The organism is Streptosporangium brasiliense (genome assembly GCF_030811595.1).
GTDB classification, from domain to species: domain Bacteria; phylum Actinomycetota; class Actinomycetes; order Streptosporangiales; family Streptosporangiaceae; genus Streptosporangium; species Streptosporangium brasiliense.
Genome location: NZ_JAUSRB010000002.1, coordinates 6,122,453 through 6,148,596 on the forward strand (window position 1 = coordinate 6,122,453; position 26,144 = coordinate 6,148,596).

The window sequence follows — 26,144 nt, forward strand, 5'->3', positions numbered from 1 at the left end:
GCCACCCGTGCGCGACAGGCTCCAGATCGCCGTCCCCGCCGACAACCCGGCCAAGGCCGGCGGCCTGGGGGACCTGACCGTGCCCGCCGGCCCCGGCCCCGCCGCCCGTGGCCGGCGTGCGCTGTCGTACGTGCCGGGCTTCAGAGGTCGATCCGGACGCTGACCTGCGACCCCAGCTCCCGGAAGCCGAGTGCCCGGGCGACGCGCCGGGACGGTTCGGGACGCGCTCTCCACTGCGGCACCATCCCGTTGTCCAGCGCGTCCGCGACCGCCGCCGAGGCGACGGCCCGGGCGAGGCCACGGCTCCGGTGGTGGCGGGCGGTCAGGACGGACAGATGCGCCACCGCGCCCGGCCAGGACCGGTACCCGGCGGCGGCGACCACGTCCTGGCCGTCGCGGACGACGAAGGCCGCCGAGGAGATCTCCTCCATCCCGCTCTCGTCGGCGTCCGCGCCGTCCACCCCGGCCAGCAGGGCGCGGACGCCGGGATGCCCCGCCGGCAGCCTCTCGACGGGGGCGCCCTCGTGCGCCGGCGTGAAGTCCCCGGCGTCGAGATAGGCCAGCGTCGCCGGGCCCAGGACATCGGCGACGGCCAGCCCCGCCCGGAGCCGGTCGAGGTCGACCCTCACCTCTCCCGCCTGATCGAGCAGTGCGGCCCGCAGGGGGGCGGCCAGCCGGGCGTCGGGCACCGTGGCGATCGCGGCACCCCGCAGCACGACGATGCCCGCCCACTGCGGCGGGCACAGCCATGATTCCGCGGAGGCGACCACGCTCACGCCCCCTCGCGGGGGAAAGGTGACGGGCACGCGGGCCAGGCCCGCCCACATCTCACACGCACGGTCCAGGGCGCTGGGCGACATGCGCCCATGATCGCCCAATTGCGGAGGCCGGGGCCAGCGGTTTACCCCCCGTCTCGTGGAGGTGGAGACCAGCGGGTTTACTTCACGCCTCGTGGAGGTGGAGGCCAGCGGGTTCACCCCGCGCCCCCGCGTCCCTGCGAAGGGGAAGCCATACTTCATCGAGACGAGACGATCCGTCTTGACAGGTCGACGGCGACGGTGCATAGTTGCCATTCAGAGCGAGACGGATCGTCTCGCCGGAGCCTGGAGAGAAGAGGTCGCCCTGACACCGACTGCCCAGCCGCACGAGGCCGGTCCCGCCCGTCCCGGACCCCTCGTCCCAGCCCGCCCACGTCGAACGGCCATGCCGGCAGTCAGGAGGACGCCCATGCACACCGCCCATCCATCACCCGACACCCAGCTCGTCCTGTCCGAGGTGACCAAACGGTACGACGACCACGTCGTCCTGGACCGGGTCTCCTTCACCGTCAAGCCCGGTGAGCGGGTCGGCGTGATCGGCGACAACGGTTCCGGCAAGTCCACGCTGCTCCGGCTCATCGCCGGACGCGAGCGCCCCGACAACGGAGCCGTCACCGTCACCGCGCCCGGCGGTATCGGCTACCTCGCCCAGACCCTCGGCCTGCCCGGGGACGCCACCGTGGGCGACGCCGTCGATCTGGCGCTGGCCGACCTGCGCGACCTGGAGGCCCGGATCCACCGGGCCGAGAGCGGGCTGGGCGGAGCCGCGCCGGCCGAACTGGACGCCTACGCCGAGCTGGTGGCGCGCTTCGAGGCGCGGGGCGGCTACCAGGCCGACACGCGGGTCGAGATCGCGCTGCACGGGCTCGGCCAGCCCGGCCTGGACCGGGACCGCCCGCTCGGCACGCTGTCGGGCGGCCAGCGGTCACGGCTCGCGCTCGCCGCGACCCTGGCCGGGGCGCCCGAGCTGCTGCTGCTGGACGAACCCACCAACGACCTCGACGACGAGGCCGTGGCCTGGCTGGAGGAGCACCTGCGCGGCTACCGGGGCACCGTGGTCGCCATCACCCACGACCGCGTCTTCCTCGACCGGGTCACCTCGGCCATCCTGGAGGTCGATCACGATCGGCGCGCCGTCCACCGCTACGGGAACGGCTACGCCGGATTCCTGGCGGCCAAGGCGGCCGCCAGGGCACGCTGGGCGCGCGAGCACGAGGCCTGGCGCGCCGATGTGGACCGGCACGCGGCGCTGGCCGCCTCCAACACCAGGCGGCTGGCCGCCATCCCGCGGAAGGCCCCCTCGGCCTTCAGCGGCGCCGGCGCCTTCCGTGCGAGATCGCGGGCGCACGGGGCGATGAGCAGGATCCGCAACGCCCGAGAGCGGCTGCAGAAGCTCACCGGCGACCCGGTCCCGCCGCCGCCGGTCCCGTTGCGCTTCACCGCGCGCATCGCCACGGGGGAGGCCGCCCCCGGCGGGCCGCTCGCGGAGCTGTCCGGCGTACGCGTGGACGGCCGCCTGCACGTGGAGTCGCTGCGCGTCCAGCCGGGCGAGCGGCTGCTCGTCACCGGGCCCAACGGGGCGGGTAAGAGCACGCTCATGCGGGTCCTGGCCGGGGAGATCACCCCGAGCGCCGGCTCGGTCCGCCTGCCGGCCCGCGTCGGTCACCTGCGCCAGGAGGACAGCGCGGGGTACGGCGGGCGCACGGTGCTGGCGGCCTTCGCGGCCGGGCGCCCGGGGAGCCCGCAGGAGCACGCCGAGGAGCTGCTGGAGCTGGGGCTCTTCGGTGCGGCCGACCTCGGTAGGCCGGTCGCGACGCTCTCCGTCGGCCAGCGGCGCAGGATCGAGCTGGCCCGGCTGGTGTGCGGCCGGACCGACCTGCTGCTGCTGGACGAACCGACCAACCATCTGTCCCCGGCGCTGGTGGAGGACCTGGAGCAGGCCCTGGCCCACTACGAGGGCGCGCTGGTCGTCGTCACGCACGACCGGCGCATGCGGGCCACGTTCACCGGCACCCGGCTGGGGCTGCGGGCCGGCGTGGTGACCGGCGTGCGGGCCGTCCCCGGCGCCCTGGTGGCGAGCTGAGATCACGGCCGGGACCCGCGCCGGCGTCACCCGGCGCGGGGCGACGCCGGCGTCCCGGCGGCCGGTGAGTCGGTGCAGCGGGAGCGCGACGTCGGCTCGGAACAGCTGTCGACGCTGACACATCACTTCAACGTGCTGCGCGAGGCGGGCGTGATCCGCCAGTATTACGTAGGGACAACGAAGATGAACACGCTGCGCACGGACGAGATGGAGGGGCGGTTTCCCGGCCTGCTGCCGGCCGTGATGGCCGCCTCCGTCGCGGAGGCGGGTGCGGCCTGAACCGGGCCGAGATCATGTACCGCGAAGGCGCCTACTTCTACCAGCCGGTCTTCCCCTCCACGCTGGGCTACGAGGCCGCGGACATCGCCGAGGCCCACCGCTACATGGAGGCCAACGGCCAGGTCGGCAAGATCGCCGTCACCGTCGCCCACGACGGCGCCACGTCGTGAACCGCCCCGCCCGGCGCTGACCGCACCGTCCGCTGAACGGAGCGGTCGCACCGAGGCTCGACCTCATCGCCGCAACCCAACTTCACGCGTCAATGTTGTCGGACAGGACAGGTCCGCTCGCGGTGCGACCCACGATGCTTGAGCGATGCATCGGGAGGTATCCACCGTGACAGAACCCCGCGCCGAAGCCGCGATGATCGCCGATATAGAACGCCTCGTGTCCTGCGAGTCCCCCTCCGACGACCTGGCCGCGGTCGCCCGTAGCGCCGAGACGGTCGCCGAGACCGGCGCGGAGCGCCTGGGAGCCGAGGCGGAACGCATCGTCATCGACGGCCGCACCCATGTCCGTTGGCGTTTCGGCCGCGACCCGCGAGTGCTGCTGATCGGTCACCACGACACGGTCTGGCCGATCGGCTCGCTGGAGCGGCACCCGTTCGAGGTCCGCGACGGAGTGCTGCGCGGACCGGGGTGCTTCGACATGAAGGCGGGCCTGGTGATGGCGTTCCACGCATTGGCCGCACTGGACGACCTGGACGGCGTGACCCTGCTGGTCACCGGTGACGAGGAGCCGGGCTCGCCCTCGTCGCGGGAGCTCATCGAGAACGAGGCCCGCCGGTGTGCGGCCGCGCTGGTGCTGGAGGCCGCCGGGCCCGGCGGGGCCCTGAAGACCGAACGCAAGGGCGTGTCGCGCTACGAGGTGCTGGTGCGGGGACGGGCCGCGCACGCCGGCCTGGAGCCGGAGCGCGGCGTGAACGCGTCGGTCGAGCTGGCCCGCCAGGTCATGGCCGTGGCGGGGCTGGGCGATCCCGCGCTGGGCACGACTGTCACGCCGACCCGGCTGGAGGCGGGCACCACGGTGAACACCGTTCCCGGGTCGGCGCGCTTCGACGTCGACGTCCGGGTATGGGCAGCCGCCGAACAGCACCGCGTCCATACGGCGATGCGGAGCCTGCGGCCGGAGCTGCCAGGCGCCGGTGTGGAGGTCAGGGGCGGCCCGAATCGGCCGCCGCTCCCGGCCACGTCGTCGAAGGACCTGTTCGAGCGGGCACGCCGGCTGGCAGACGATCTCGGGGTCGGCCCGCTCACCTCGGTCGCCGTCGGCGGCGCCTCCGACGGGAACTTCACCGCGGGCGTCGGCACGCCCACCCTCGACGGGCTGGGGGCGGTGGGCGGTGGCGCGCACGCCGATGACGAGCACGTGCTCGTGGCGGAGCTGACGGGGCGGACGCGGCTGCTCACCGCGCTGGTCGCCGAGCTGCTGGCGGAGGTGGGTTGTCCATCCGAACGAACCGGGCCCCGTCGTCCCGTGCTGTCGGACCAGCTGCGGGGCCGATCCGGCTGGAACCATGACCGGCGTGACTGATCTCATCCGCGACCGTCGCGAGTCCCGGTCCGTCGACGCGGCGTGCGCCGCCGCCGAGGCGGTCGCGCGCACCGCGGGCGTCGACATCCGCCTCCTGGACAGCGTCAGCGAGCTCGAGGCCGTCCGTCGCCTGTACGAGCGCATCTGGCGCACGGGCGAGAGCAGCCCTCCGGTGACCGCCGACCTGCTGCGCGCGATGACGAAGGCGGGCAGCTACGTGAGCGGCGCCTTCGACGAGGGCGAACTGGTGGGCGCCTGCTTCGGCTTCTTCTCCCCGCCGGCGCGCGGGGCCCTGCACAGTCACATCGCCGGGGTGCTGGCGCGCATGCAGGGACGCAATGTCGGTTTCGCGCTGAAGCTGCACCAACGTGCCTGGGCGATGCTGCGCGGCGTCAGCGAGATCTGCTGGACGTACGACCCTTTGATACGGCGCAACGCGTACTTCAACATCGCCAAGCTGGCCGCCGATCCGGCCGAGTACCTGCCGAACTTCTACGGTCCGATAGACGACGACATCAACCGCAGCGACGACACCGACCGGGTCCTGGTCCGGTGGCGGCTGGAATCGCCCGATGCCGAGGCGGCCTGCGCAGGCCGGCCCAGGGTGACAGAAGCGGGAGCGGGTGCGGCCGTGGCGTTGAGCGTCTCCGCCGGGGGAGGGCCGGTCGCCGGTCGTGCCGACGCGCGCACCGTGCTCATCGGCGTCCCCGACGACATCGAGGCCCTGCGGGAGAGCGACCCGGCCTGTGCCGCGGAGTGGCGGAAGGCGGTACGGGACGTTCTCGGCGAGCTGCTCGTGGAGGGCGCGCGGGTGCGCGGCTTCGACCGTACAGGCTGGTACATCGTGGACAGGCAGGAGGCAGAGTGAAGCTCACCGGGGTCGAGATCCGCACCGTCCGGGTGCCGCTCGTGGCGCCCTTCCGGACGTCGTTCGGCACGGAGACCGTGCGAGAGGCACTGGTGCTGCGCGTCGTCACCGACGGGGCCGAGGGGTGGGGCGAATGCGGAGCGGGGACAGCGCCGCTGTATTCCTCGGAGTACACGCACGCCGCCGCCGACGTGCTGAGCCGTTTCCTGGTCCCGGCGTTGGCCGATGTCCAGGATCTGGACGCGCACAAGGTCGCCCCCGCGCTGGCCCGGTTCAAGGGCCACCGTACGGCCAGAGCCGCGCTGGAGATGGCGGTTCTGGACGCTGATCTCCGCGCGCGCGGCGTCTCTCTCGGCTATGCCCTCGGCGCTGTCCGCGACACGGTGCCGTGCGGGGTGTCCGTGGGGATCGCGGAGTCGATCCCCGCGCTGCTCGACACGGTTGCCGGGTACCTGGACGCGGGCTACCGGCGGATCAAGCTGAAGATCGAGCCTGGCTGGGACGTCGAGCCGGTCCGCGCCGTGCGTGAACGGTTCGGCGACATCCTGCTGCAGGTCGACGCCAACACCGCCTACCGGCGCGGCGACGCCCGGCACCTGGCCCGGCTCGACCCGTTCGACCTCCTCCTGATGGAGCAGCCGCTGGCGGAGGATGACCTCATCGGGCACGCGGAGCTCGCCGCGCAGATCGCCACACCGATCTGTCTCGACGAATCGATCGTCTCCGCTCGCGCCGCGGCCGACGCGATCGCGCTCGGAGCCTGCCGGGTCGTCAACATCAAGCCGGGGCGCGTGGGCGGCTACCTCGAAGCCAGGCGGATCCACGACGTCTGCGTGGCACACGATGTCCCGGTCTGGTGCGGTGGCATGCTCGAGACGGGATTGGGGCGTGCCGCCAACGTCGCGCTCGCCGCGCTGCCCGGGTTCACCTTGCCCGGCGACACGTCGGCGTCCGACCGCTACTACCGAACCGACATCACGCCGCCGTTCCGCCTGGAGGACGGGCACCTTGCCGTGCCGACCGGGCCGGGGCTCGGCGTCGCCCCGATCCCGGAGGTCCTGGACGCCGTCACGGTCATGAAGAAATGGTTGCCCATTAACCCCTAATAGGGTTGTCCCGTTCGACGTACGGGAGTGGCATCATTTCGTCATGCGGAACGAACGACGACCCACCCGCGCTGCGCTAGTTTCGGGCGCGTGTTCGTCCCCGTGAGCAGCCTCCCGCGAGCCAGCCTCGCACGCGTCCTGGAGGAACTCGGCGCCACGCTGCTCGACGTGGTCTGCGGCGACATCGAGCTGGCCGGCGACATCGGCGGCGTCGTCATCTACGACCCGCTCGACGAGCCGGAGCTGCCGAGCAACGCGCTGGTGATGGGCGTCGGCCTGCACGACCCCGCCGACATCGCGCGGGTCGTGCAGCGGCTCGGGCGGCGCGATGCCGCCGGGCTGGTGGTCCGCGCGCCTGTCGTCCCCGATGAGCGGCTCGTCACGGCGGCACGCGAATCGGGGGTGGCGGTCCTCGCGTTCGCCCGCGGTGCGTCGTGGACGCACCTGGCGGGGATGCTCCGGGCGTTGACGGCCGAGAGCGGCCTGGACGAGGCCGATGCCCACACGCTCGGCCGGATCCGGTCCGGTGATCTCTTCGCGGTCGCCAACGCCATCGCCGCGCTGCTCGACGCCCCGGTCACCATCGAGGACCGCAACTCGCGCCTGCTGGCCTTCTCCAGCCGGCAGGAGGAGGCGGACCCGTCGCGGGTCCAGACGATCCTGGGCCGGCAGGTTCCGGAGCACTACACCCGCATCCTGGAGGAGCGTGGGGTGTTCCAGGCGATCTACCGCAGCGACAGGCCCGTTTTCGTGGCGCCTCTGCCCGAGACGGGTGAGCTGCCCCGCGCGGCGATCGCGGTGCGCGCCGGGGACGAGATCCTCGGCACGATCTGGGTGGTCGTTCCCGAGCCCCTGAGCGAGGAACGCGGCGAAGCGCTCTACGAGGCGTCCAAGCTCGTCGCGATGCACATGGTGTGGCAGCGTGCCGATTCGGACAGGGAGCGACGGCTGCGCGCGGAGCTGCTGAGCACCGCCCTGGAGAGCGGACCGGGGTCGCTTGAGGCGGTCCGCCGCCTCGGCCTGAAGGACGAGCCCGCGGTCGTCCTCGCGCTCACCGTCGTCGGCTCGCCGACCGAGCATCCCCTGCCCGCGCAGCTCGCCACCGAACGCAAGCGGCTCGCCGACGCGTTCGCCATGCACCTGTCGGCCGTGCACCCGCGCGCCGCCGCGGCGCTGATCGGCGATGTCGCCTACGGCATCCTCCCGCTTCCGCAGAACCGGCAGGACGGCGAGGAACGCGCGGCCTGGATCGCCACCGAGTTCCTGACCCGGGTCGGTTCCCGGCTGCGCCCGCTGGTCGGGGTGGGGCAGCTCGCCACGGACAGTTCGGCGCTCGCCCGATCGCGCTCGGGGGCCGAACGGGCATTGCGCGTCCTGCGCTCCGGAGCCGGCGGGCAGCAGGTGGCCCTCCTGGACGACGTCCACATCGAGGCGCTGTTGCTCGAACTCGCCGATCTCGTTCCGCGCGGAGACATCCCCAGCGGCTCCGTCGCGCGCATCGCCGCCTATGACAAGGAGCAGCAGAGCAGCCTGGTCGAGACGCTGCGCGCCTGGCTCGACGCTTTCGGCGACGTAGTGGTGGCTTCCGCCGCGATGTACGTGCACCCCAACACGTTCCGCTACCGGCTGCGCCGCGCGGCCGAGGTCGGCCGCATCGACCTCAAGGACCCGGACGCGCGCCTGTCGGCCATGCTGCAGCTGCGCCTGATGTCGATCAGGTCGGCCTCGGACGGTTGAGACGGCCCCGCAGGCCGAGGGTCTTGACCAGGAACGCCAACCATTCGGTGTCCTGCGTGATCGCGATGTCATGGGCGGTCGCCGCGCCATGGCCGGCGTTGTCGAAGACGTGCAGCAGGATCGGCGCCTCTCCCTTCTGGGCGGCCTGCATCCGTGCGGCGAACTTGCGTGCGTGCCAGGGACGGCACCGGGGGTCGGCGGCCCCGGCCTGGATGTAGACCGCCGGGAAGACGCCGGGGCTGACCAGCTGATACGGCGACAGCCGGAGGAGCCGGCGGACCTCCGCCGGATCGTCCGGGTCCGCCCAGGCCTTGCGGATGACGAAGTCGAGGTAGGGGTCGCGGGTGCCGCCGATGAGATCCAGCAGGGGCTCTCGCGGGAGTACGGCACGCCACAGGTCGGGCCGTGTGGTGACGGCGACTCCGCACATGAGGCCACCGTCGGACCCGCCGGTCAACGCGAGCCGGTCGGCGGTCGTGAGGCCCTTGGCGATGAGGTGCTCGGCGACCGCGACGAGGTCGGCGTCGCGAACGTGGCGCTTGTCCCGGTGCGCGGCCAGGTACCAGTCCCGGCCGAACTCACCGCCCCCGCGCAGGTAGGCCTGGACGAGGACGCCGCCGGCGGCGACGAAGGCGGCCAGGTCGGGCTGGTACTGGGGCAGGAGGGGCACGTTCGCCGCGCCGTACGCGGAGATCAGTGTCGGCGCCGGCCGCGTCGGGTCGCTCCCGGACGGGCGCACCACGTGGTACGGCACCGCGACGCCGTCAGACGCGATGGCCCACCCCGCTTCCAGCTCGGCGTCGAGCATGACCGTCGGGGCCGACAGCGTCTCGATCCCCGTGTCGCCGGGGCGGTGCCGGTAGACGCCCCAGGAGCTGGTCAGTGTGGAGAAGGCGAAGACGAAGTCGTCCGCGGGAGTCCCGACGGCCAGGGCGGTCAGCGCGAAGAAGGGAGCGGCGAGCGCGCCGCGGCCGGGGAGGGGGACCTCGCCGGTGGTGGCGCCCGAGCGATCGATGATCCGGACCCTGGCGAACGTCTGGTCGAACTCGCTGAGGTACAGGTGCTCACCGACCGGGGTGAGGGACCGCAGCACCGTGTCGCCTTCGGGGACGAGCTCGGTCCACCCCGCCGGGTCGTTGGGATCGGCCGCGTCGAGCGGGATGGCGACCACTCGCCCGCGAGGAGCCCCGACGTCGGTCACGGCGATGTAGTGGTCGCCGACGACGTGGCCCGCGATCGTTCCGGGGCACGCGGTGACGAAAGGCCGCCACGCCGTACCGGACTCGGACAGGTCGCGGACCGCGACCGGGATCGGACTGCCCACCCGATGGCTGGCGACGGCCCATCGGCTGCCCGGCGACATCTGCACGAGCGTGTACTCCCGGGAACCCTCGCCGACCGGGATGGGTTCCACGGTGGTGCCGCCGTGCCGGTGGAGGAACACCCCTTGCCGGAACTCCTGCGGTGTGCCGGTGAGGGCGAAGAAGTAGAAGCCGCTGCTGTCGGGCAGCCACGAGACACCGCCGGCCCACGCGCTGTGCAGGACCTGCTCGGGCGCGCCGTCGAGCACCCGCCCCGAGGCCACCTCGATGAGCCGGATGGTGTTGTGCTCGCTGCCGTCGGTGCAGATGCCCAGGGCCAGGACGCGGCCGTCCGGCGCGGGCGCCAGCCAGGACAGGAACGCCGGGTTCCGCTCGCTGCCGAACCCGGCCAGGTCGATCACCGGCCGTCCGGGGCCGTACGGCCGGTCGGCGACGACGATCAGGGACCCGGCAGCGCGGAACCAGCGGCCGGCCGCGTATTTCGGCAGGGCCGGGCGGGACCCGCTGTCATACGCCTGGATCAGGTCCCGGACGGCTTCCGGGTCCTGCCCGTCGTGGACGACGGAGGTGGCGAGATCGGCCTGCCGCCGCTGCCATCGCCGTACCTCGGGGGTCTCCTCCTCCAGCCACCGGTACGGATCCGGCACGCGGACGCCCGCGACGTCCTCGAAGACCTCGACGGTGCGGGTGGGCGGGTAGGTCATGGTGACTCCTCGAACTCCGCGCGGAGGCGCTCGAACGCGCCGGGGATGCGGGTGGCGTGGCGGACATGGATGAGCGCGTCGTAGGCCGCCGGGAAGTCGTCGACGGGGTCGATCCCGCCGCCGGCCAGCGTGCCGTCGATGCCGTCGAAGAAGTCGCCCGGCACACGGCGGAGGTCCACGACGGCCACGGGCCGACCGATGCGGTCCAGCCGCGACTCGACGCAGTTCGGCGGCAGGCTCCGCTCCTCCAGGGAGACGTCGCAGTCGAACGGGCGCGGGGAGCGCTGCGTGAACCGGACCTCCGGACCGGAGCCGTACGTCATCCCGATGACGACGAGGTCGGCTCCCAGCGAGGAGGCGAGCAGGCCGCCCATCATCGGCCGGTCCAGGAACGGCGTGCGCCGGACGTGCGCGTTGTGGGCGCTCACGACGATGCGCTCTTCTCGCTCCAGGACCCACTTCACGGTGTCCGCCATGAACACCTCTCTCGGGTACGGCCCGGCGGAAGGCGGATCCAGTTCCTCGACGAAGGCCTGGAGCGAGGCCGCGCACCGCCGTACGATCTCGTCGTCGACCAGGGAGGCGCGCTCGACCAGCGCGCGGAGACCGTCGAGCAGCCGGGTGCGTTCGGCGACGGGCATGGCCGCGTAGCGGACTGCCGCCTCCGTCCGGCCCCCCAGGTCGCTCAGGCGCAGGAGCTCCTCGTCGCCCGGGATCCGGTCGAGAATGGCCCGTACGGCGGGCCCGGGTGACGTGGAGGAGCCGGGAAGGTCCATCCCGTAGAAGCCGACCTTCTGGCGGCGCATCCAGCGCAGCTGCCGCCGCATCGGCTCGCACTCGCCGAACCGGTAGGTGATGCCGTCGCGGGCGACCTTCCCGACCTGCCCCGGCCCGCCATGGATCCACGCGTTGACGGCCAGCCCCTCGGCGAAACCGGACTCCATCACGAAGGCCGAGAAGCCGAGCTCCTGGACGAGGATGCGGAACAGCTGGTCCCTGAGCTCGTAGAACTCGGTGATGTTGTGCGCGCCCTCGCCGATGGCCACCACTCGCGCATCGCCGACCAGCTCGCGCACTAGTTGTGGAAATACCATAGTTCCGGGGTGTACAGGAAGCTGATCAGGGCGTTGAACGACGACTGCGGACCGGACAGGGTGTCCTTCCACACCACCAGGGTGTGAGGGGTCGGGAGGAAGAGCACGGGCAGGTCCTCGGCGAGGCGGGTCACCTCGGTCGAGAGGGCCTTCGCGTCCGCTCCGAACGTCGAGGCGTTGATCGACTTGTCCACCTCGGCGTTCCGGTAGCTGCCCAGGTTGAAGCTGCCCCCCGTGTTGAACACCGTGTTGCTGCTCGGGTACCCGGCCGCGAGATACAGCGGCCCGAAGTCCTGCATCGCCCACTCGTTCTTGGTGGCGGGGGCGAAGGTGTTGCCGTAGTTGGCGTACATGTAGTTGAGCGACTTGGTCACGATCTTGACTTCGACGCCGAGCTTCTTGGCCGCCGACGCGAACGCGATGTCGCGGGCGCCGACGTAGGCAGGGGTGTTGGCGGAGGCCAGGGTGAAGCTGATCGTCTGCCCCCGCGGGATGCCGGCGCCGCACTCGCCCGGCCCGGTGCCGGGGCGCTCACAGGTGGTGGAGCCGTCCGGCACCAGCTTCCAGCCGTTGTCCGTGAGCAGCTTCCCGGCGGCGGCGGGATCGTACGGATAGGGCGCCTTGTCGCCGAACTCGGGGGGATAGGGAGAGCCGTTGCCCGCGGTGCTGTAGTTCGGGGAGCCGGCGCCGTTGTAGATGCCCCTGCTGGCGATGTACCCCTGCTGGTCGATCAGGCGCTGCAGGGCCTGCCGGACGTACGCCTGCGCGATGACCTTGTCGAAGTTGTTGACGGTGTTCTTGAAGTTGACGGTCAGCGAGTCGAAGCGGGCGGGCGCGGGCGCGCCGTAGACGTTGTACCCCTTCGCCTTCAGCGCGTCGATCTGGGTGATGAAGCTGGAGTCCAGCGTGCCGACGGTCAGGTTGCCGGCCTTGAACTGGTTGAGCACCGCGGCGGCGGAGGTGAAGGCCTTGAAATCGATCTGGTCGAGCCGTGACTCGCCCGGACCGCTGTAGGACTCGTTGGGGGCCAGGGAGAACGAGCCGGTCGTCGAGTCGAAGCTCTTGAGCCGGTACGGGCCGTTGACCACCTGCCAGAGCGGGTTGCTCGCGAACGTGGACTGGGACTCGGACTCCTTCGTGAGGTACTTGTAGATCGCCTTCGCGTGCTTCGGCTGCGTGTAGTCCAGGTGCGGCCCTCCGGAGCGAGCGATGTTCCACTCCTTGGAGGGCATCACGTACAGCAGCGTCAGCATGGACAGGAGGTACGACGGGTTGTACGCGGTCTCCAGTTTGAGGGTGAGCGTGTCCGGCGCGGTGGCTTCCGCGGTGACTCCGTCGGGGAACTGGCCCGGGGTGTAGAAGCTCCAGTTGGCCGGGCTCTCCGCGAGCGCGGCCTTGAGCAGCGCGAGGGAGAAGACGACGTCATCGGCCGTGACCGGGGTGCCGTTGGACCACTTGTAGTCCCTCATCTTGATGGTCGCGGTCTTGCGGTCGGGGCTGTAGGCGGGCTGCTCGGCCAGGCTCAGCCCGGCGTCCGTGATCTGGTCGCCCTCTCCGCTGGGCCGGTAGAGGGAGCGCCACATCAGCCCGCGGGCGATGACGGTCCCGTTGGCGGACGCCGGCGGGTAGGGGTAGATGTAGTTGGGGCTGAGTCCCGGGGTCAACGCGACCGTGGCGGTCCCGCCGTCCTTGGGAGTGCCCGTCTGCTCCGGCGGGGTGGCGTAGCTGCCGGCGACGTCCTTGGTCGAGCTCCCGCCGCCGGTGCACGCCGTGGCGAGCACGGCGATCACGGCGAGCGCCGCGGCGAGCTGCTTACCGGACACGTGCGTCATTGATGGCTCCCTGCATGTGAAGTGAATCGAAGGTGCGCAGACGGTGCGCAGACGGTGCTCAGTCCGCCCGTCGCCCGACCGCGTCGCGGAGCGCGTCCGCGAGCAGGTTGAGCGCCAGCACAGTGAGGATGATGCAGCCGCCGACGGGATAGATCAGCCACCAATAGTCGGCGGAGATGTAGGTGACGCCGCCGGCGAGCTGACTGCCCCAGTCCGCGGTGGGGTACGTCATGCCGAAGCCCAGAAATCCCAGGGCGGCGACGACGAGGATCGCGTCGGCGACCTGGAAGGTGATGTTGACGATGATCACACCGAGCGCGTTCGGGATCAGGTGGGTGAGGATGATCCGCCGGCGGGACGCGCCCATCACCCGTGCGGCCAGCACGAACTCCCGTACCCGCAGCGTCAGGACCTCGCCGCGGACCAGCCGGGCCGACAGGAGCCAGGAGAACCCGCCGATGACCAGGCTCAGCGACAGCGTGTTCGCGTGGAAGCGAGCCGACAGGATCAGGACGAAGAACAGGAAGGGGATCGACAGCATGACGTCGACCAGCCGCATCAGGAACCCGTCGACCACGCCCCCGGCCAGTCCGGCGACGGCGCCGTAGACGGTGCCGATCGTGGTCGCGAAGAGCGCGGCGAGGAGCCCGATCTGCAAGGACACCTGACCGCCTGCCATCAGCCGCCCGAGCACGTCGAACCCGTTCGGGTCCGTCCCGAGCGGGTGGCCGGGGCCAGGGGGCAGGGCCGCGTTGACCAGGTCCACGTCGGTCTGGTTGGTGGGGTGGAACAGCGGGCCGAGGAAGCAGAACCCGGCGATGAGCACCAGGAGCAGCCCGCCGGCGAGACCGAGCGGATGCCGTCGCAGTCGGCGCAGCGCCGAGACCGGGTTCCTCGCCGGCGTGATCTCGGCGTCCGCGGCGTGTGAGGTCATTTTCTCAGCTCGATTCGGCGGTCGGCGGCGGCGACCGCGAGGTCGGCGACGAAGTTGCCGGCCACGGTCAGGATGCCGCCCATGAGGGTGTAGGCGAGGAGCACCGGGTAGTCCTCGCGATGCAGGCTGTTGAGGAACAGCAGGCCCAGCCCGGGGTAGTTGAAGAGCGACTCGACGATCAGGTTGCCCGCCAGGAGCGTGGGGACGAGCGTGCCGACCAGCGTGATCAGCGGCAGACAGGCGTTGCGCAGCAGGTGGCGCGTCAAGATCAGTCGCTCCGGGAGCCCCTTGGCCCGCGCGACCCTGATGTAGTCCTGACCGAGCTGGTCCAGGGCGGAGGAGCGCTGGTACTGGGCGAAGATCGCGACGCTGGTGACCGCCAGCGTGATGACGGGGAGCGCCATCGCCCGCGGATCGGTGAGGACCACCCAGGGGGAGTGCGACTGGGAGGCCTCGGCCGGGAAGACGGGCAGGCTCTGGCTCAAGACGGCGATCAGTATCAGACCGAGCAGGAACGACGGCGTCGCGTAGAGGACGTAGGACGCCGCCGTGGCGACCCGGTCGACGACGCGGTTGCGTTTGACCGCCTGCAGGATGCCGAGCGGGACGGCGATCACCAGCGCCAGGACCAGTCCGGCCAGCGAGAGCATCGCGCTGCGGCCGGCGTTCTGCCGCAGCAGGGTCCCCACGTCCTCGTTCAGCTTGTACGACCTGCCCAGGTCGCCTTGCGCGAGCCGGCCGAGGTAGCTGACGTACTGCACGACGACCGGACGGTCGAAGCCGTGCTGGCGGTTGAAGTCCGCCACCGCCTCGGGCGAGGCGCGCTGGCCCAGGACGACGCGCCCCGGACTGTCCGAAACCAGGTGCAGGAGGAAGAAGACCACCGCGGAGATCCCGAGCAGGACGAGGAAGGAGATCGCCAGGCGTCGGACCACGTACCAAGTCATGAGTGCGAATCCCCTCTCCGCAACGGGTGGTGGCAGGCGACCTGGTGGGTGCCGGTGACCGCCTGCAAGGGAGGCTCCGTCCCGGCGCACCGGTCGGTTGCCAGCGCGCACCGGGTGCGGAACCGGCAGCCGCTGGGCGGATCGATGGGGCTCGGCAGCTCGCCGCGCACCCTCGCGGTCCCCTCCGGCCGTCGCGCCTCCGGGTCCGCGTCCGGGACCGCGGCGAGCAGCCCCGCGGTGTAGGGGTGGGCGGCGGCGCCGTACACCTCCTCGGCCGTGCCGACCTCGACAAGCTTGCCCAGGTACATGACGCCGACCCGGTCGGCCAGGTACCGCACGACCGCGAGGTCGTGTGAGATCACCACACTGCTGAGCCCGCGCTCAAGCTGGAGGCGGCGCATCAGGTTGAGCACCTGGGAGCGGATGGAGACGTCCAGCGCGCTGACCGGCTCGTCGGCGACCAGCACCTTCGGGTCCAGGGCGAGCGCGCGGGCCAGGCCCACCCGCTGGCGCTGTCCCCCCGAGAGCTCGTAGGGGTAGCGCTCCATGACGCTCGCGGGCAGACCCACGTCGTGCAGCAACTCGCGGGCACGGACGGTCCGCTGGGCGCGGCTTCCGACGCCCTGGATCGCCAGGGGCTCACGCAGGATCGTGCCGATGCGCATCCGGGGGTCGAGGGAGGCGTTCGAGTCCTGGAACATCATCTGCAGCTGGGTACGGCGCGGCCCGAACGCGCGTGCGCTCATCCGGGTGACCGACTCGCCGTCGAAGATCACCTCACCGGAGGTGGGCCGGTCCAGGGCCACGAGCATCCTGCCCAGGGAGGACTTGCCGCAGCCCGACTCTCCGACGAGCCCGAACGTCTCACCGGCCGCCACCTCGAAGCTCACGCCGGACACCGCCTTCACGGTTCGGCGCCCGCCGAGGAACCCCGCGCCGCCCGCCGGGTACTCGCGTCTGAGGTCGACGACGCGTAACCGCGGCACCGCTCCCTGCTCGGGGAGGACCGCCGGCGGGGTGGCGAACCGTGAGCGGACCCTGGCCGTCGGACCGGAGACCGGATGCCGGCACGCGTAGGCATGGCCGTCCTCCGCCACCGACGGTGCCGGCCGCTCCTCGCGGCAGCGATCCGTCGCGGCGTCACAGCGCGGCGCGAAAGGGCAGCCCACCTGAGCCACGGTCAGGTCCGGCGGCGCGCCCGAGATGCTGAAGAGCTCCTCACGCCTGTCGTGGGTGAGCGAAGGGATCGAGGACAGCAGCGCGTGCGTGTAGCGGTGCCGCGTCCGGCTGAAGAGCACAGGCGTCGGGGCGGTCTCGGCCACGCGTCCGCCGTACATCACCCCGACGCGGTCGGCATGCCGGGCGATCACCCCCATGTCGTGCGTGATGAGGATCATCGACATGCCCAGCCGGGACCTGAGGTCATCGAGAAGCTCGAGGATCTCCGCCTGGATCGTGACATCGAGCGCCGTGGTCGGCTCGTCGGCGATGACGACCCGCGGCTCGCACACCAGCGCCATCGCGATCATCACGCGTTGCCGCATGCCGCCCGAGAGCTGGTGCGGATAGTCGTCCAGCCGCTCGGCCGGCCGCGGCAGCCCGACCAGGGCGAGCATCTCCTCGGCGCTTCGACGCGCGGCCCGCTTCGACGCGCCATGGTGCAGCCGCACCGGCTCGGCGACCTGATCACCGATCCGCCGGGTCGGGTTCAACGCCGTCATCGAGTCCTGGAACACCATCGCGACGTCGTTGCCGCGGACGGCCCGGTACTGCGCCGCGGGAAGCCCGACGAGTTCCTTGCCGCCCAGGACGATCGATCCGCCGGTCACCCGGCCGCCGGCCGGCAGCATGCCCATGATCGCGAGACCGGTCATGGACTTGCCGGATCCGGTCTCACCGACGATGCCCAGGGTCTCGCCGCGGTTCAGCACGAGGCTGACGTCCGAGACGGGGCGGACGCCCCTTTCGCCGCGCCGGATCTCGACCGACAGGTCGCGGATGCTCAGCACACGATCGGCATCCGCGGGCCCGCGCGCGTTCTCGGAACCATCGGCCGTGCTCACGGCGGTACTCTCCAAATCCACCCGACGATAGTGGGACGCGGGCCCCCGGTGGTGTTCGTTGCGTTCATCGAACCTTCACGCCGGCGTTCGTCCGGCCGGACGAACTGATCGCCACGGGCGATGGCGCCGGGTCGTTCACAGGTTCACCCGCCGGTCGGCCCGCCCGGTGTGCAGATACACCGCGCGTCCCGCTCCGTCGTCACCCAGAAACGCGAGCGGCGCGCGAGCGCCACGTTCGGGTTCGACCGGCAGGAACGTATCGCCGCGCCAGGCGACCAACTCCGTCCGATACGGCAATTCGTCCAGCTCGGCGGTGATTCCGATGGGAATGCGCTCCAACCACAGCCGTCCCTGCTCGTCCTGGCTCACCGCGGTCTCACACGTGCTCGACATGTACGTGCCGGCATACCGGAACGCGTCCACCGGAGGCGCGGCCGGATCGGGCATCGGCTCCCCGGGCAGTTCGACACCGGCGAGCTCGTGGAGCACGCGGCCCGCGATCTCGGCGTGCACCCGCCGCGGCAGGCCGCCGTTGGTGAGGATCGCCACCGCCACGTCGTGCCCCGGCACCGCGCGCAGGAACGCCGACTGGCCGATGGTGTTACCGTCGTGGCCGAAGACCGGGCCGCCCGGAAGGTCGAAGAGCTCCCACCCCAAGCCCCAGGCGGTGCCCTGGTTGATGTCGGGCAGCGTGACCTGTGGCTGCTGCATGGCCCTGACGCCCGCCCGGCTCAGGACGGGGGTGCCGTCCGGCCCCAGGCCGCCGGCGAGGTGCATGCGGGTGAAGGCCAGCAGGTCGCGAGGGCGCATCGCCAGCATCGACCCGGCCGGCGCGTTCGAGCGCGCCAACGCCCAGACCGGGGTCGGCTCAAGCGGGCCACCCGGCGTCCGCTCGATGTGTCCCACCGCCGTGCGGTGGACGATCGCCTCGTACGGATCGTTCGCGGCATGGGTCAGGCCCAGGGGCGAGAACAGGTGCGTCCTCAGGCAGATGTCGAACGGCTGTCCCCGGACGACCTCGACGATCCGGCCCAGCACGCAGTAGCCGGCGTTGTTGTACGAGAACATCTCGCCGGGCTCGAACAGCTGCGGCACCTGGTGCAGAGTGCCCAGATACTTCTCGAGGCAGTCGTCGCCCTTACCGGTGTCGGTGAAGATGTCGCCCTCGAAACCCGCGACATGACACATCAGCTGCCGTACGGTGATCCGCTCCGCTGCCCGCTCGTCGGCGATCCGGAACTCGGGGAGATAGGCCCGCACCGGAGCGTCGAGGTCCAGCTTCCCCTCGTCGACCAGCTGCATGGCCAGCGTCGTGGTCAACACCTTGGTGATCGAGCCGATCTGGAAGAGGGCGTCGACCGTGGCCTCGACGCCGGTAACCGTGCTCAGCATCCCCGCCGCGGCCTCGACCGTCTCATCACCGGCGCAGACCGCTACGGCCGCTCCGGGCACCTGGTTCTCGGTGAGCAGGTCAGGCAACCGGTGTTGCAACCACGTACCGACCTCATCCAGCTTCGACACTGACATCCCTCCTGGCTCGACTCCGAAGGAGCATAGAGTCGGTGGGAATCGTGCTGTTTGTTCGTTTCCACTGCGAGCGGCACGCTGGTTCGTGGGCTCGGCCAAGCCCCGCGGATCGCCGGTGTCGGGGGCCGGACCGCGGTGGCCGGCCGCCGATAGGCGGCGACGCCGAGCGCGAGGCGGTCCGGCCAGTACCTTGGTCGTCACCGTTGGAAGAAGGCGCGACACGCGAGCCAGAGGCATCAGCTACGACACCGGCTTCGTACAACGGAGCGATCGGCCACGAGCTTTTGACCCGGAGACGGTCAGGCGCGAGCTGCGCGTCACCCGTGACGACCTGCACTGCACCGCGGTCCGTGTCATGGGCGGCGATCCGGAACGGATGGAGCTCGCGGCGGCGCACGCCGCCGACCTCGGCCTCGAGGTCTGGTTCTCTCCCTACCCTTTGGAACTGACCGCCGACGAGATGCTGTCGCCGTTCGCCGGCTGCGCCGTGCGCGCGGAGCGGCTCAGGCGGCGGGGAGCCGCCCTGGGCGGGCCGGGGTCCGGGGAGACCCGGCCGGGGCGGCCTGCCCGCCGGGCCGGGCCGGGCCGGGGTGCGGGCGTGGCCCGTGGGGCCTGGAGATCACCGCAGCTCGGCCATGGAGTCGGCGACCTGGTGCTCGCGGCCGCCGCCCTCGCGACGCAGTCCTTCGATGACCCCGGCGTAGTCGGCGTCGGATCTGTTCTGGCTGAGCTTGGCCTTGCCCTCGATCCTCTCGATGGCGAACTCGATGCCGACGATGGCCCGCAGCTGCCTGTCGATGTACTGCTCGGGGGCGTCGCCGACCGCCCACGGCCGGTCGCGGCGCTGTTCGTGCCGGTCGGTGAGCCGTGTGACGGCCTCCAGGAGCCAGTCGGCGTCCTGGTGGACCCGCAGGCGGCCGGTGAAGTGCACCGCGGAGTAGTTCCAGGTCGGCACGGTCCGGCCGTGCTCGGCCTTGGAGGCGTACCAGGCGGCGGAGATGTAGGCCTGGGGGCCGGTGACCACGGCGAGCGCGGGAGCGTGCGCCTGGATGGACCTCCACTGCGGATTGGCGCGGGCCATGTGGAAGACGAGCCGGTCCTCGTCCCAGATCACCGGCAGCAGGGTGGCCAGCGGGTATCCGTCGTCCCCCACGGTGATGAGCTCGGCCGATCCGACCGAGGTGACCAGCGCGCGGACCTCGTCGAGGTCGTCCATGGCGTTGAAATGCGGGACGTACATGCGAAAACCCTATCTTCCGGTCTCGGTGGCAGGTCATCGGTCGGAGGCCGGGGCAGGGCGCTCGTGCCCGGCCCGTGGGATGGGGTCAGCTCAGGGCCAGCAGGCCGACGGCGAGGGCCGCGGTGCCCAGCCCGGCGAGCTGGCCGCGGTGGACACGTTCGGACAGTACGGCGCGGGCCAGCAGGATGGTGCCCGCGGGGTACAGTGCGGTGATGACGGCGACGACGGCCAGGTCGCCGTTACGCGCGGCCAGCAGGAAGGCGAGGTTGGCCAGGGAGTCGAGCACCCCGGCGCCGGCCGACAGCGGCAGGGAGGGCCGTTCGGGGCCCAGGCGTCCGCGCAGGGCGAGGGCCGCGCCGATCGTCACGGCGGAGGAGACCGCGCGGCCGGTGATGAGCGGGGCCAGCCCGCTGTCGGCGGGGGCCTGGTCCAGGCAGATGAGCTGGACGGCGATAGCGGTGCCCGCGCCGACGGCCAGGAGCAGCGCGGACCTGGAGGGACGGGCGGCGCGCGTGCCGGGACCGGCGCTGACCAGGACGACCGCGGCCAGGGCCAGCGGGATGCCGGCGATGGCCGGTCCGCTCAGGTGCTCACCCTGGGCCAGGCCGATGGCGACCGGTAGCAGCGCGGAGACCAGCGCGGTCATCGGTGACAGGATGTTCATGGGGCCGACGGCCAGGGTGCGGTAGAGCAGGGCGAAGGCCGCTGCCGAGGCCACACCCGACAGTGCGCCCCATCCGACGGCCTGCGCCGACCAGGAGGCGCCGAGGAAGGGCCACAGCGCCAGCTCGACGACAAGGCTGGCGGGGGCCGCGATCATCACGGTGCGCAGGACGTGGGCCCGGCGGGCCCCCAGGCCCCCCAGGAAGTCCGCGCAGCCGTAGGCCAGGGAACTGCCCAGGGCCAGGACCAGCGCGAGCACGGCATACCTCCGATATCAGTGAAGCGACCAAGCGGTCCATTGGAATGACCGCAGTGGGTTTGGTGGAGCGACCGCCGTACACGGAGGGCGGGCGGTCGGGGAGTACGGGCGGGTCGAAAGGTCGGGGAGTGCGAGCGGGTCGGAAGGTCGGGGAGTGCGAGCGGGTCGGAAGGTGGGGGAGTGTGGGCGGGTCGGAAGGTGGGCGCCCCGGCCGGGCGCCGGCCCCGGGGGCGGCTCGACCGCAGGGCCCGGCCGGGCCCTGCGTCGTCAGGACGCGCGGGTGATGGCGGGCAGGGTGACCGTCATGACCAGTTCGCACGGCCCGGTGCCGGCCCCCCGGTAGGCGTGTGGGACATCGGCGGCGAACGCGGCGGTCGCCCCGGCCGCCAGGGTGTGCTCGGTGCCGTCGACCATCAGGACCATCTCCCCGTCGACGGCGCTGACGGTCTCCAGGACCCCGGCCGGGTGCGGGTGGCTGGGATAGGTCTCGCCCGGGTGCAGGCGCCACCGCCACACCTCCATGGGCGCCGGGCCCGGCACGGTCAGCATCAGCCGCGCCTGCCCGCCGTGCTCACCGGTCCACAGCGGGGTCACCTGTGCGGCCTCGACGATCTGCACGCTGCCGGCGGAGGATCCCTGCACCAGCGCCGACATCGGCAGGCCGAGCGCGTCGGCCAGCCGCACCAGCGTGGCCAGGTTGGGATTGCCCTGGGCCTTCTCCAGGGCCACCAGCGCGCCCTTGCTCACCTGGGCGCGCGCGCTCAGCTGCTCCAGGGACAGCCCCGCCCGCGTCCGTGCCTCCCGCACGTTGCGCGCCACCGCCTGCAGTGCCGCATCCGCCATGGTCACCGTGCCACCTCCCATCGGTCAGTCTAATACACCATTCGGTCATTTCAATGTACCGCATGGTGGGCCGGAGCCGTTCCACCCGGTTCCCGGCCTCTGGTGGCGGGGGCCGACACCTGTACGGCGGCCGGGGCGCGGGGCCCGGACCGGACGGCGCCTCCGCGGTCACGACAGCCCCTGCAGGACGGCGCCCCGCGGTCACGACAGTCCCCGCAGGACGTCGCCGATGGTCGCCACGCCTTCGGCGATGTCGGCCGGCGCGCTCGCGGCGTAGCCCAGGACGAGCCCCGGCTGATCGGGCCGCTGGCGATGCCACGACAGCGGCTGCGTCTTCACCCCCCGCGCGAGCGACGCGGCGGCGAGGTCGACATCGGCGAACCCGGCCGCAAAGGTGATCATCAGGTGCAGGCCCGCCGCGGCGCCGTGCACGACGGCGCCCGGGAGGTGGGTCCTGATCGCATCGATCATCGCGTCCCGGCGGCGGCGGTGACGCCTGCGGAGGAAACGTAGCTGGCGCTCCATCTCGCCCGATCCCATCAGCTCCGCCAGGACCAGCTGCGGCAGTACGGCGTTGCCGAGATCGGCGTAGCGCTTGGCGGCCACCAGGGCGTCGTGGTATTTCGCCGGCGCGAGCATCCACCCCACTCTCAGCGCGGGGGCGAGGAGCTTGGAGACGCTCCCGGCGTAGCAGACGCGGTCGGCGAGCATCGACCGCAGGGCGGGGACGGCGGGCCGGTCGTAGCGGTGCTCGGCGTCGTAGTCGTCCTCGACGATCAGACCGCCGTCGTCGGCCCAGCGCATCAGCTCGCGACGCCTCTCGCCGCCGAGTACCACCCCGGTCGGGAACTGGTGCGCCGGTGTCAGCAGGACGGCCGGGGCACCCTGGGCGCGCAGCTCGTCGACACGGACCCCTTCGGAGTCGACCGGGATCGGCGGGGTGTCCAGCTGCCAGTTGCGCAGATGCTGGCGGGCTCCGAGCGAGCCGGGATCCTCCACCGCCACCTGGGAGATCCCGTCATGGCGGAGCACCTGCGCGAGCAGTCCGAGCGCCTGGGCGACGCCGGCGACGACGAGCACCTCGCCCGGATCCACCCTGATCCCGCGGTTACGGGCCAGCCAGTTCGCGACGGCCAGGCGCAGCGCGGCCGTCCCCCGGGGATCTCCGTATCCGAGGTCGGAGGGCGAGAGGCCGCCGAGCACCGAGCGTTCGGCGCGCAGCCACGCCGCCCGCGGGAACGCGGCCAGGTCGGGCACCCCCGGCGACAGGTCGATCCGGGCCGGAGCCGACCGCAACGAGTCGAAGACGTCCGGGCCGGGCGCGGTGATGAAGACCGCCCCCGTCGGCGGCGGACCGGCGGGTGCGGGCGGCGGCACGGCCCCCGGCGCCGCCGCCGGAGCGGCGACGACGATCGTCCCGCCCCGCCTGCGCCCGGCGACGTGCCCGTCCTCGTTCAGGCGCTGGTACGCCTCGGTGACGACGCCACGGGACACCCGTAGCTCTCCGGCCAGCACCCGGGTGGCCGGCAACCTGCTGCCCACCGGCAGGCGGCCGTCCGATATCGCGAGCCGTAGCTGCGCGGCCAGCCAGTCGGAGCGGCCGCCGGCCGGCGCGTCGCCGATGTTCAGCTGCAGGAAGTCGGACCCGGAGGTTATGGACCGGTCATCTGGGCTTGTTTTGGCCCTACTCATAAGGCCATTGTGGCAGCAGGATGAGGGCGTGGACAGATTCGAAACCTTCCCCGCCCGCGGCCCGCTCCGCGGCGCGGGCACGCGGCCGCTCGCGGCCGGCCTCTGCGCGGACCTCCTGACCCGGGCCCAGGCCGCGGGGGCGGCGGCGCAACGGCCCCCCGCCGGCCTGCCCCACCGCGCCGGCGTGTCCGGCCCGCGCGGTTAGGAGACCCACCGTGAGCATCGCGTTCCTGGTGACCACGCTCGTCGTGGTCGCCACGCCTGGCACCGGCGTCGTCTACACGCTGTCGGCCGGCCTCTCCCGAGGCCACCGCGCAAGCGTGGTCGCCGCGCTCGGATGCACCCTCGGCATCGTTCCGCACGCGGTGGCGACGGTCACCGGTCTCGCGGCCCTGCTGCGGACGAGCGCGCCGGCGTTCCAGGTCCTGAAATATCTAGGCGTGGCCTATCTCCTCTACATGGCGTGGGCCACGCTCAAGGACAAGGGCGCAGCCGTCGTGAAGAACCAGGAGGCCGTTCCCCGCCCGGCGGGGAGGGTGATCCTCTCCGGCGTCCTGATCAACGTCCTCAACCCGAAGCTGACCGTCTTCTTCCTCGCGTTCCTGCCGCAGTTCGTGAGCGCCGGCGAGCCGGGCTCCCCGCTGCGGATGGTGGAGCTGAGCGCCGTCTTCATGCTGATCACGTTCGTCGTCTTCGCCGCTTACGGCATCTTCGCCGCCTCGGTGCGGGACCACGTGACCGCACGGCCCCGGGTGATGATCTGGATGGGCCGGGTCTTCGCCGGCTCCTTCGTCGCGCTCGGCGCCAGACTCGCTTTCGCCGATCAGTAGATCCAGTCCGTGACAAGGGGCTCAACCACATGTACTTCCAGCATTCGGGTGAGATCTGGGCGGAGTATCCGGAGCTCGTCGCCGGTGCCGTCTTTGCCACGGGCATCACCGGGGAGGCTTCCGCCGGCCCTCGGATCGCCGAGTTCGGCGCCGTCGCCGGAGCGCGGCTCGCCGCGGGCCCGGAGAGCGAGTTCCCCGAGATCCAGGCGTGGCGGAGGGCCTTCTCCAGGATGGGCCTCAAGCCCACCCAGTATCGATGCGCCGCGGAGTCGCTGCTGCGGCGCTTCAAGAAGGAGCGGGTCCTCCCGCGGATCCACCCCCTGATAGACCTGTGCAACGCGGTCTCGCTCGCGTTCGCGATCCCGGTGGGCGTCTTCGACGCCACCAGGATCGCCGGGAGCCTCGAAGTCCGGCACGCGAGCGGGGAGGAGAGCTACCTGACCTTCTCGGGTGAGACGGAGAACCCCGAAGCGCGCGAAGTGATCTTCGCCGACGCCGCCGGGCGGGCCCACGCCCGGCGGTGGACGAACCGGCAGAGCGGCTACTCGGCCGTCCGGGACACGACGACCACGGTCTTGATCATCGCGGAGGCGATGCACGGTTCGGCGGCCGCGGACGTCCGGGAACTCACGTCCGTGCTCGCGGACGAGCTGAACGGCATCTGGCGGGCCGTACCGGAGAGCGCGGTGCTGAGCCGGTCCTCGCCGCGGTTCGAGTTCTCGACCAGTACGTCCTGAGCCCGGTCGGTGCCCGCGGGCCCCGGCTCCACGGGCCCCTGTTCGCCGCCGGCGGCGTTGATCGGCGCACGCCGGCCCGCGGTCACCCTTGCGCCCCTTACCAGGGGGCGGAGCCGGGATCCACACCGGTCAGGTCACAGCTGGCGGCCCACAGCCGCGCCGCGAGCTCGGTGTCGGCCAGGTGGCCTCGGACGGGTTCGAGCCTGGGCGCGCCGCGGATCCCGAACACCCGGGGTCCCCAGAGCCCGCCGCCGCGGACGGACGGGTCGAGGACCGCCCGGACGGCAGGCCACGCGGCGGCCTCCTTGCCCTGGAGGAGAACGCCGGCAGGCAGGCCGCGCAGCCGTTCGCCGACGGTCCGGACACGCACCGGCGGACGCGAGGGGGTGAGGGAGTCGATCGCGCCGCCGGGATGGGTCACCACGCTCAGCGTGGCGCCGCCGGCGGCGCGCAGGCGGCGGTCGAGTTCGAGGCCGAAGAGCATCTGCGCCAGTTTCGACCGGGCGTAGGCACGCTTCGGCCGGTAGTCGTGTGTGCTCTGGAGGTCGTCGAGGTCCAGGTCCACGGACTTGCCCACGAAGCTGCCGGTGGTGACGACACGGCTCCCGCGCACGGCCGAGAGCAGGGGTGCCAGCCACCAGGTCAGCGCGAAATGCCCGAGGTGGTTGGTCCCGAACATCAGCTCGTTGCCCTCCTTGGTCTCGCGGCGCGGCGGCCGGTCGAGCATCACGCCGGCGTTGTGGACCACCGCGTCGAGACCGTCCAGCTCCAGCGCGTCCACGGAGGCTCTGAGCGAAGAGAGGTCGGCGAGGTCCAGCCGGAGATGGCGCACGTGCGCGCCGGGGACGCGCGAACGGATCGAGGCCATCGCGGCTCCGGCCCTCGCCGTGTCCCGGCTGCCGAGAACGACGGTGGCTCCGGTGCGGGCGAGCTGCTCGGCGACGAAATACCCGATACCCGCGTTGCCGCCGGTGACCAGGTAGTTCTTGCCCTCGGCAGGTGGCGGCCGGTGGACGTCCCACGTCATGACTGG

General features: G+C 72.0%; 24 protein-coding genes. 11 read left to right on the top strand and 13 right to left on the bottom strand.

Translation table 11 applies throughout. The annotated features are described in order from the left end of the window. The first annotated feature begins 7 nt into the window (after positions 1 to 7). The gene (locus tag J2S55_RS36400) at positions 8 to 163 is read left to right on the top strand and encodes a hypothetical protein (RefSeq protein WP_306870415.1); all 156 of its coding nucleotides are present in this window, start codon (positions 8 to 10) and stop codon (positions 161 to 163) included. Here the strand turns inward: J2S55_RS36400 and J2S55_RS36405 are convergent. Continuing rightward, positions 141 to 860, bottom strand: a complete 720-nt coding sequence (locus J2S55_RS36405) for a GNAT family N-acetyltransferase (RefSeq protein WP_306870418.1) — start codon at positions 858 to 860, stop codon at positions 141 to 143. The genes J2S55_RS36400 and J2S55_RS36405 overlap by 23 nt on opposite strands. 367 nt (positions 861 to 1,227) lie before the next feature. Here J2S55_RS36405 and J2S55_RS36410 point away from each other — a divergent pair, with 367 nt between their 5' ends. From J2S55_RS36410 to J2S55_RS36440, 7 genes are all read left to right on the top strand, one after another. Next, positions 1,228 to 2,901, top strand: coding sequence for a TlrC/CarA/OleB/SrmB family ABC-F type ribosomal protection protein (locus J2S55_RS36410; RefSeq protein WP_306870420.1), 1,674 nt, complete (start codon positions 1,228 to 1,230; stop codon positions 2,899 to 2,901). Between the two features lie 72 nt (positions 2,902 to 2,973). Beyond that, a complete protein-coding gene (locus J2S55_RS36415) occupies positions 2,974 to 3,180 on the top strand; it encodes a helix-turn-helix domain-containing protein (protein ID WP_306870422.1) in 207 nt (68 codons plus the stop codon). 14 nt (positions 3,181 to 3,194) lie between these two features. After that, on the top strand, positions 3,195 to 3,350 hold the full coding sequence (locus J2S55_RS36420; protein WP_306870424.1) for a hypothetical protein: 156 nt from the start codon (positions 3,195 to 3,197) through the stop codon (positions 3,348 to 3,350). Between the two features lie 166 nt (positions 3,351 to 3,516). Then, a complete protein-coding gene (locus tag J2S55_RS36425) occupies positions 3,517 to 4,713 on the top strand; it encodes a M20 family metallopeptidase (RefSeq protein WP_306870427.1) in 1,197 nt (398 codons plus the stop codon). Continuing rightward, the gene (locus tag J2S55_RS36430; protein WP_306870429.1) at positions 4,706 to 5,581 is read left to right on the top strand and encodes a GNAT family N-acetyltransferase; all 876 of its coding nucleotides are present in this window, start codon (positions 4,706 to 4,708) and stop codon (positions 5,579 to 5,581) included. Before J2S55_RS36425 ends, J2S55_RS36430 begins: the two co-directional genes overlap by 8 nt. Beyond that, positions 5,578 to 6,687: an o-succinylbenzoate synthase gene (gene menC, locus J2S55_RS36435; protein ID WP_306870431.1), complete on the top strand. Its 1,110-nt coding sequence runs from the start codon at positions 5,578 to 5,580 to the stop codon at positions 6,685 to 6,687. Before J2S55_RS36430 ends, menC begins: the two co-directional genes overlap by 4 nt. Positions 6,688 to 6,777: 90 nt before the next feature. Then, a complete protein-coding gene (locus tag J2S55_RS36440) occupies positions 6,778 to 8,424 on the top strand; it encodes a PucR family transcriptional regulator (protein WP_306870434.1) in 1,647 nt (548 codons plus the stop codon). Here the strand turns inward: J2S55_RS36440 and J2S55_RS36445 are convergent. From J2S55_RS36445 to pdxR, 11 genes are all read right to left on the bottom strand, one after another. Then, positions 8,402 to 10,450: a prolyl oligopeptidase family serine peptidase gene (locus tag J2S55_RS36445; RefSeq protein WP_306870436.1), complete on the bottom strand. Its 2,049-nt coding sequence runs from the start codon at positions 10,448 to 10,450 to the stop codon at positions 8,402 to 8,404. The two genes, J2S55_RS36440 and J2S55_RS36445, sit on opposite strands and share 23 nt — an antisense overlap. After that, positions 10,447 to 11,526, bottom strand: coding sequence for an erythromycin esterase family protein (locus J2S55_RS36450; protein WP_306870439.1), 1,080 nt, complete (start codon positions 11,524 to 11,526; stop codon positions 10,447 to 10,449). The genes J2S55_RS36445 and J2S55_RS36450 overlap by 4 nt, the downstream gene beginning before the upstream one ends. Continuing rightward, positions 11,526 to 13,376: an ABC transporter substrate-binding protein gene (locus J2S55_RS36455; protein WP_306870442.1), complete on the bottom strand. Its 1,851-nt coding sequence runs from the start codon at positions 13,374 to 13,376 to the stop codon at positions 11,526 to 11,528. The genes J2S55_RS36450 and J2S55_RS36455 overlap by 1 nt, the downstream gene beginning before the upstream one ends. 58 nt (positions 13,377 to 13,434) lie before the next feature. Further along, entirely contained in the window at positions 13,435 to 14,310 is an 876-nt protein-coding gene (locus J2S55_RS36460) for an ABC transporter permease (protein ID WP_306870443.1), read from the bottom strand. Beyond that, a complete protein-coding gene (locus tag J2S55_RS36465) occupies positions 14,307 to 15,257 on the bottom strand; it encodes an ABC transporter permease (protein WP_306870446.1) in 951 nt (316 codons plus the stop codon). Before J2S55_RS36465 ends, J2S55_RS36460 begins: the two co-directional genes overlap by 4 nt. Further along, on the bottom strand, positions 15,254 to 17,320 hold the full coding sequence (locus J2S55_RS36470; protein WP_306870449.1) for a dipeptide ABC transporter ATP-binding protein: 2,067 nt from the start codon (positions 17,318 to 17,320) through the stop codon (positions 15,254 to 15,256). The genes J2S55_RS36465 and J2S55_RS36470 overlap by 4 nt, the downstream gene beginning before the upstream one ends. A 135-nt stretch (positions 17,321 to 17,455) precedes the next feature. Further along, entirely contained in the window at positions 17,456 to 18,841 is a 1,386-nt protein-coding gene (locus J2S55_RS36475; protein ID WP_306870453.1) for a serine hydrolase domain-containing protein, read from the bottom strand. Positions 18,842 to 19,466: 625 nt separating this feature from the next. Continuing rightward, positions 19,467 to 20,087, bottom strand: coding sequence for an FMN-binding negative transcriptional regulator (locus J2S55_RS36480; RefSeq protein ID WP_306870455.1), 621 nt, complete (start codon positions 20,085 to 20,087; stop codon positions 19,467 to 19,469). Positions 20,088 to 20,172: 85 nt separating this feature from the next. After that, positions 20,173 to 21,009 (bottom strand): EamA family transporter, encoded by an 837-nt coding sequence (locus J2S55_RS36485; protein ID WP_306870458.1) that lies wholly within the window; start codon positions 21,007 to 21,009, stop codon positions 20,173 to 20,175. Between the two features lie 267 nt (positions 21,010 to 21,276). Continuing rightward, complete coding sequence (locus tag J2S55_RS36490) at positions 21,277 to 21,852, bottom strand: helix-turn-helix domain-containing protein (protein ID WP_306875714.1); 576 nt, start codon at positions 21,850 to 21,852, stop codon at positions 21,277 to 21,279. Between the two features lie 201 nt (positions 21,853 to 22,053). Beyond that, positions 22,054 to 23,544 (bottom strand): MocR-like pyridoxine biosynthesis transcription factor PdxR, encoded by a 1,491-nt coding sequence (gene pdxR / locus J2S55_RS36495; RefSeq protein ID WP_306870462.1) that lies wholly within the window; start codon positions 23,542 to 23,544, stop codon positions 22,054 to 22,056. Between the two features lie 28 nt (positions 23,545 to 23,572). On the opposite strand from pdxR, the gene J2S55_RS36500 reads away from it, so the two are divergent. The 3 genes from J2S55_RS36500 to J2S55_RS36510 are packed head-to-tail and all read left to right on the top strand — an operon-like array spanning position 23,573 to position 25,111. Continuing rightward, positions 23,573 to 23,749 (top strand): hypothetical protein, encoded by a 177-nt coding sequence (locus J2S55_RS36500; protein ID WP_306870465.1) that lies wholly within the window; start codon positions 23,573 to 23,575, stop codon positions 23,747 to 23,749. Positions 23,750 to 23,759: 10 nt separating this feature from the next. After that, positions 23,760 to 24,374, top strand: a complete 615-nt coding sequence (locus tag J2S55_RS36505; protein WP_306870466.1) for a LysE family translocator — start codon at positions 23,760 to 23,762, stop codon at positions 24,372 to 24,374. A 29-nt stretch (positions 24,375 to 24,403) separates the two neighbouring features. Beyond that, positions 24,404 to 25,111, top strand: a complete 708-nt coding sequence (locus J2S55_RS36510) for a B3/B4 domain-containing protein (RefSeq protein ID WP_306870468.1) — start codon at positions 24,404 to 24,406, stop codon at positions 25,109 to 25,111. A gap of 97 nt (positions 25,112 to 25,208) precedes the next feature. Here J2S55_RS36510 and J2S55_RS36515 read toward each other — a convergent pair whose 3' ends face one another. Further along, the gene (locus tag J2S55_RS36515) at positions 25,209 to 26,138 is read right to left on the bottom strand and encodes an SDR family NAD(P)-dependent oxidoreductase (RefSeq protein WP_306870469.1); all 930 of its coding nucleotides are present in this window, start codon (positions 26,136 to 26,138) and stop codon (positions 25,209 to 25,211) included. Between the last annotated feature and the right edge of the window lie 6 nt (positions 26,139 to 26,144).

What these genes read in the sequence shown, in the direction of transcription:
- J2S55_RS36410 (WP_306870420.1), top strand. Translation starts at nt 1,228, where the DNA reads ATGCACACCGCCCATCCATCACCCGACACCCAGCTCGTCCTGTCCGAG.
- J2S55_RS36490 (WP_306875714.1), bottom strand. Translation starts at nt 21,852, where the DNA reads ATGGCGGATGCGGCACTGCAGGCGGTGGCGCGCAACGTGCGGGAGGCA.
- J2S55_RS36455 (WP_306870442.1), bottom strand. Translation starts at nt 13,376, where the DNA reads ATGACGCACGTGTCCGGTAAGCAGCTCGCCGCGGCGCTCGCCGTGATC.
- J2S55_RS36445 (WP_306870436.1), bottom strand. Translation starts at nt 10,450, where the DNA reads ATGACCTACCCGCCCACCCGCACCGTCGAGGTCTTCGAGGACGTCGCG.
- pdxR (WP_306870462.1), bottom strand. Translation starts at nt 23,544, where the DNA reads ATGAGTAGGGCCAAAACAAGCCCAGATGACCGGTCCATAACCTCCGGG.
- J2S55_RS36465 (WP_306870446.1), bottom strand. Translation starts at nt 15,257, where the DNA reads ATGACTTGGTACGTGGTCCGACGCCTGGCGATCTCCTTCCTCGTCCTG.
- J2S55_RS36405 (WP_306870418.1), bottom strand. Translation starts at nt 860, where the DNA reads ATGTCGCCCAGCGCCCTGGACCGTGCGTGTGAGATGTGGGCGGGCCTG.
- J2S55_RS36480 (WP_306870455.1), bottom strand. Translation starts at nt 20,087, where the DNA reads ATGTACGTCCCGCATTTCAACGCCATGGACGACCTCGACGAGGTCCGC.
- J2S55_RS36510 (WP_306870468.1), top strand. Translation starts at nt 24,404, where the DNA reads ATGTACTTCCAGCATTCGGGTGAGATCTGGGCGGAGTATCCGGAGCTC.
- J2S55_RS36515 (WP_306870469.1), bottom strand. Translation starts at nt 26,138, where the DNA reads ATGACGTGGGACGTCCACCGGCCGCCACCTGCCGAGGGCAAGAACTAC.
- J2S55_RS36420 (WP_306870424.1), top strand. Translation starts at nt 3,195, where the DNA reads ATGTACCGCGAAGGCGCCTACTTCTACCAGCCGGTCTTCCCCTCCACG.
- J2S55_RS36460 (WP_306870443.1), bottom strand. Translation starts at nt 14,310, where the DNA reads ATGACCTCACACGCCGCGGACGCCGAGATCACGCCGGCGAGGAACCCG.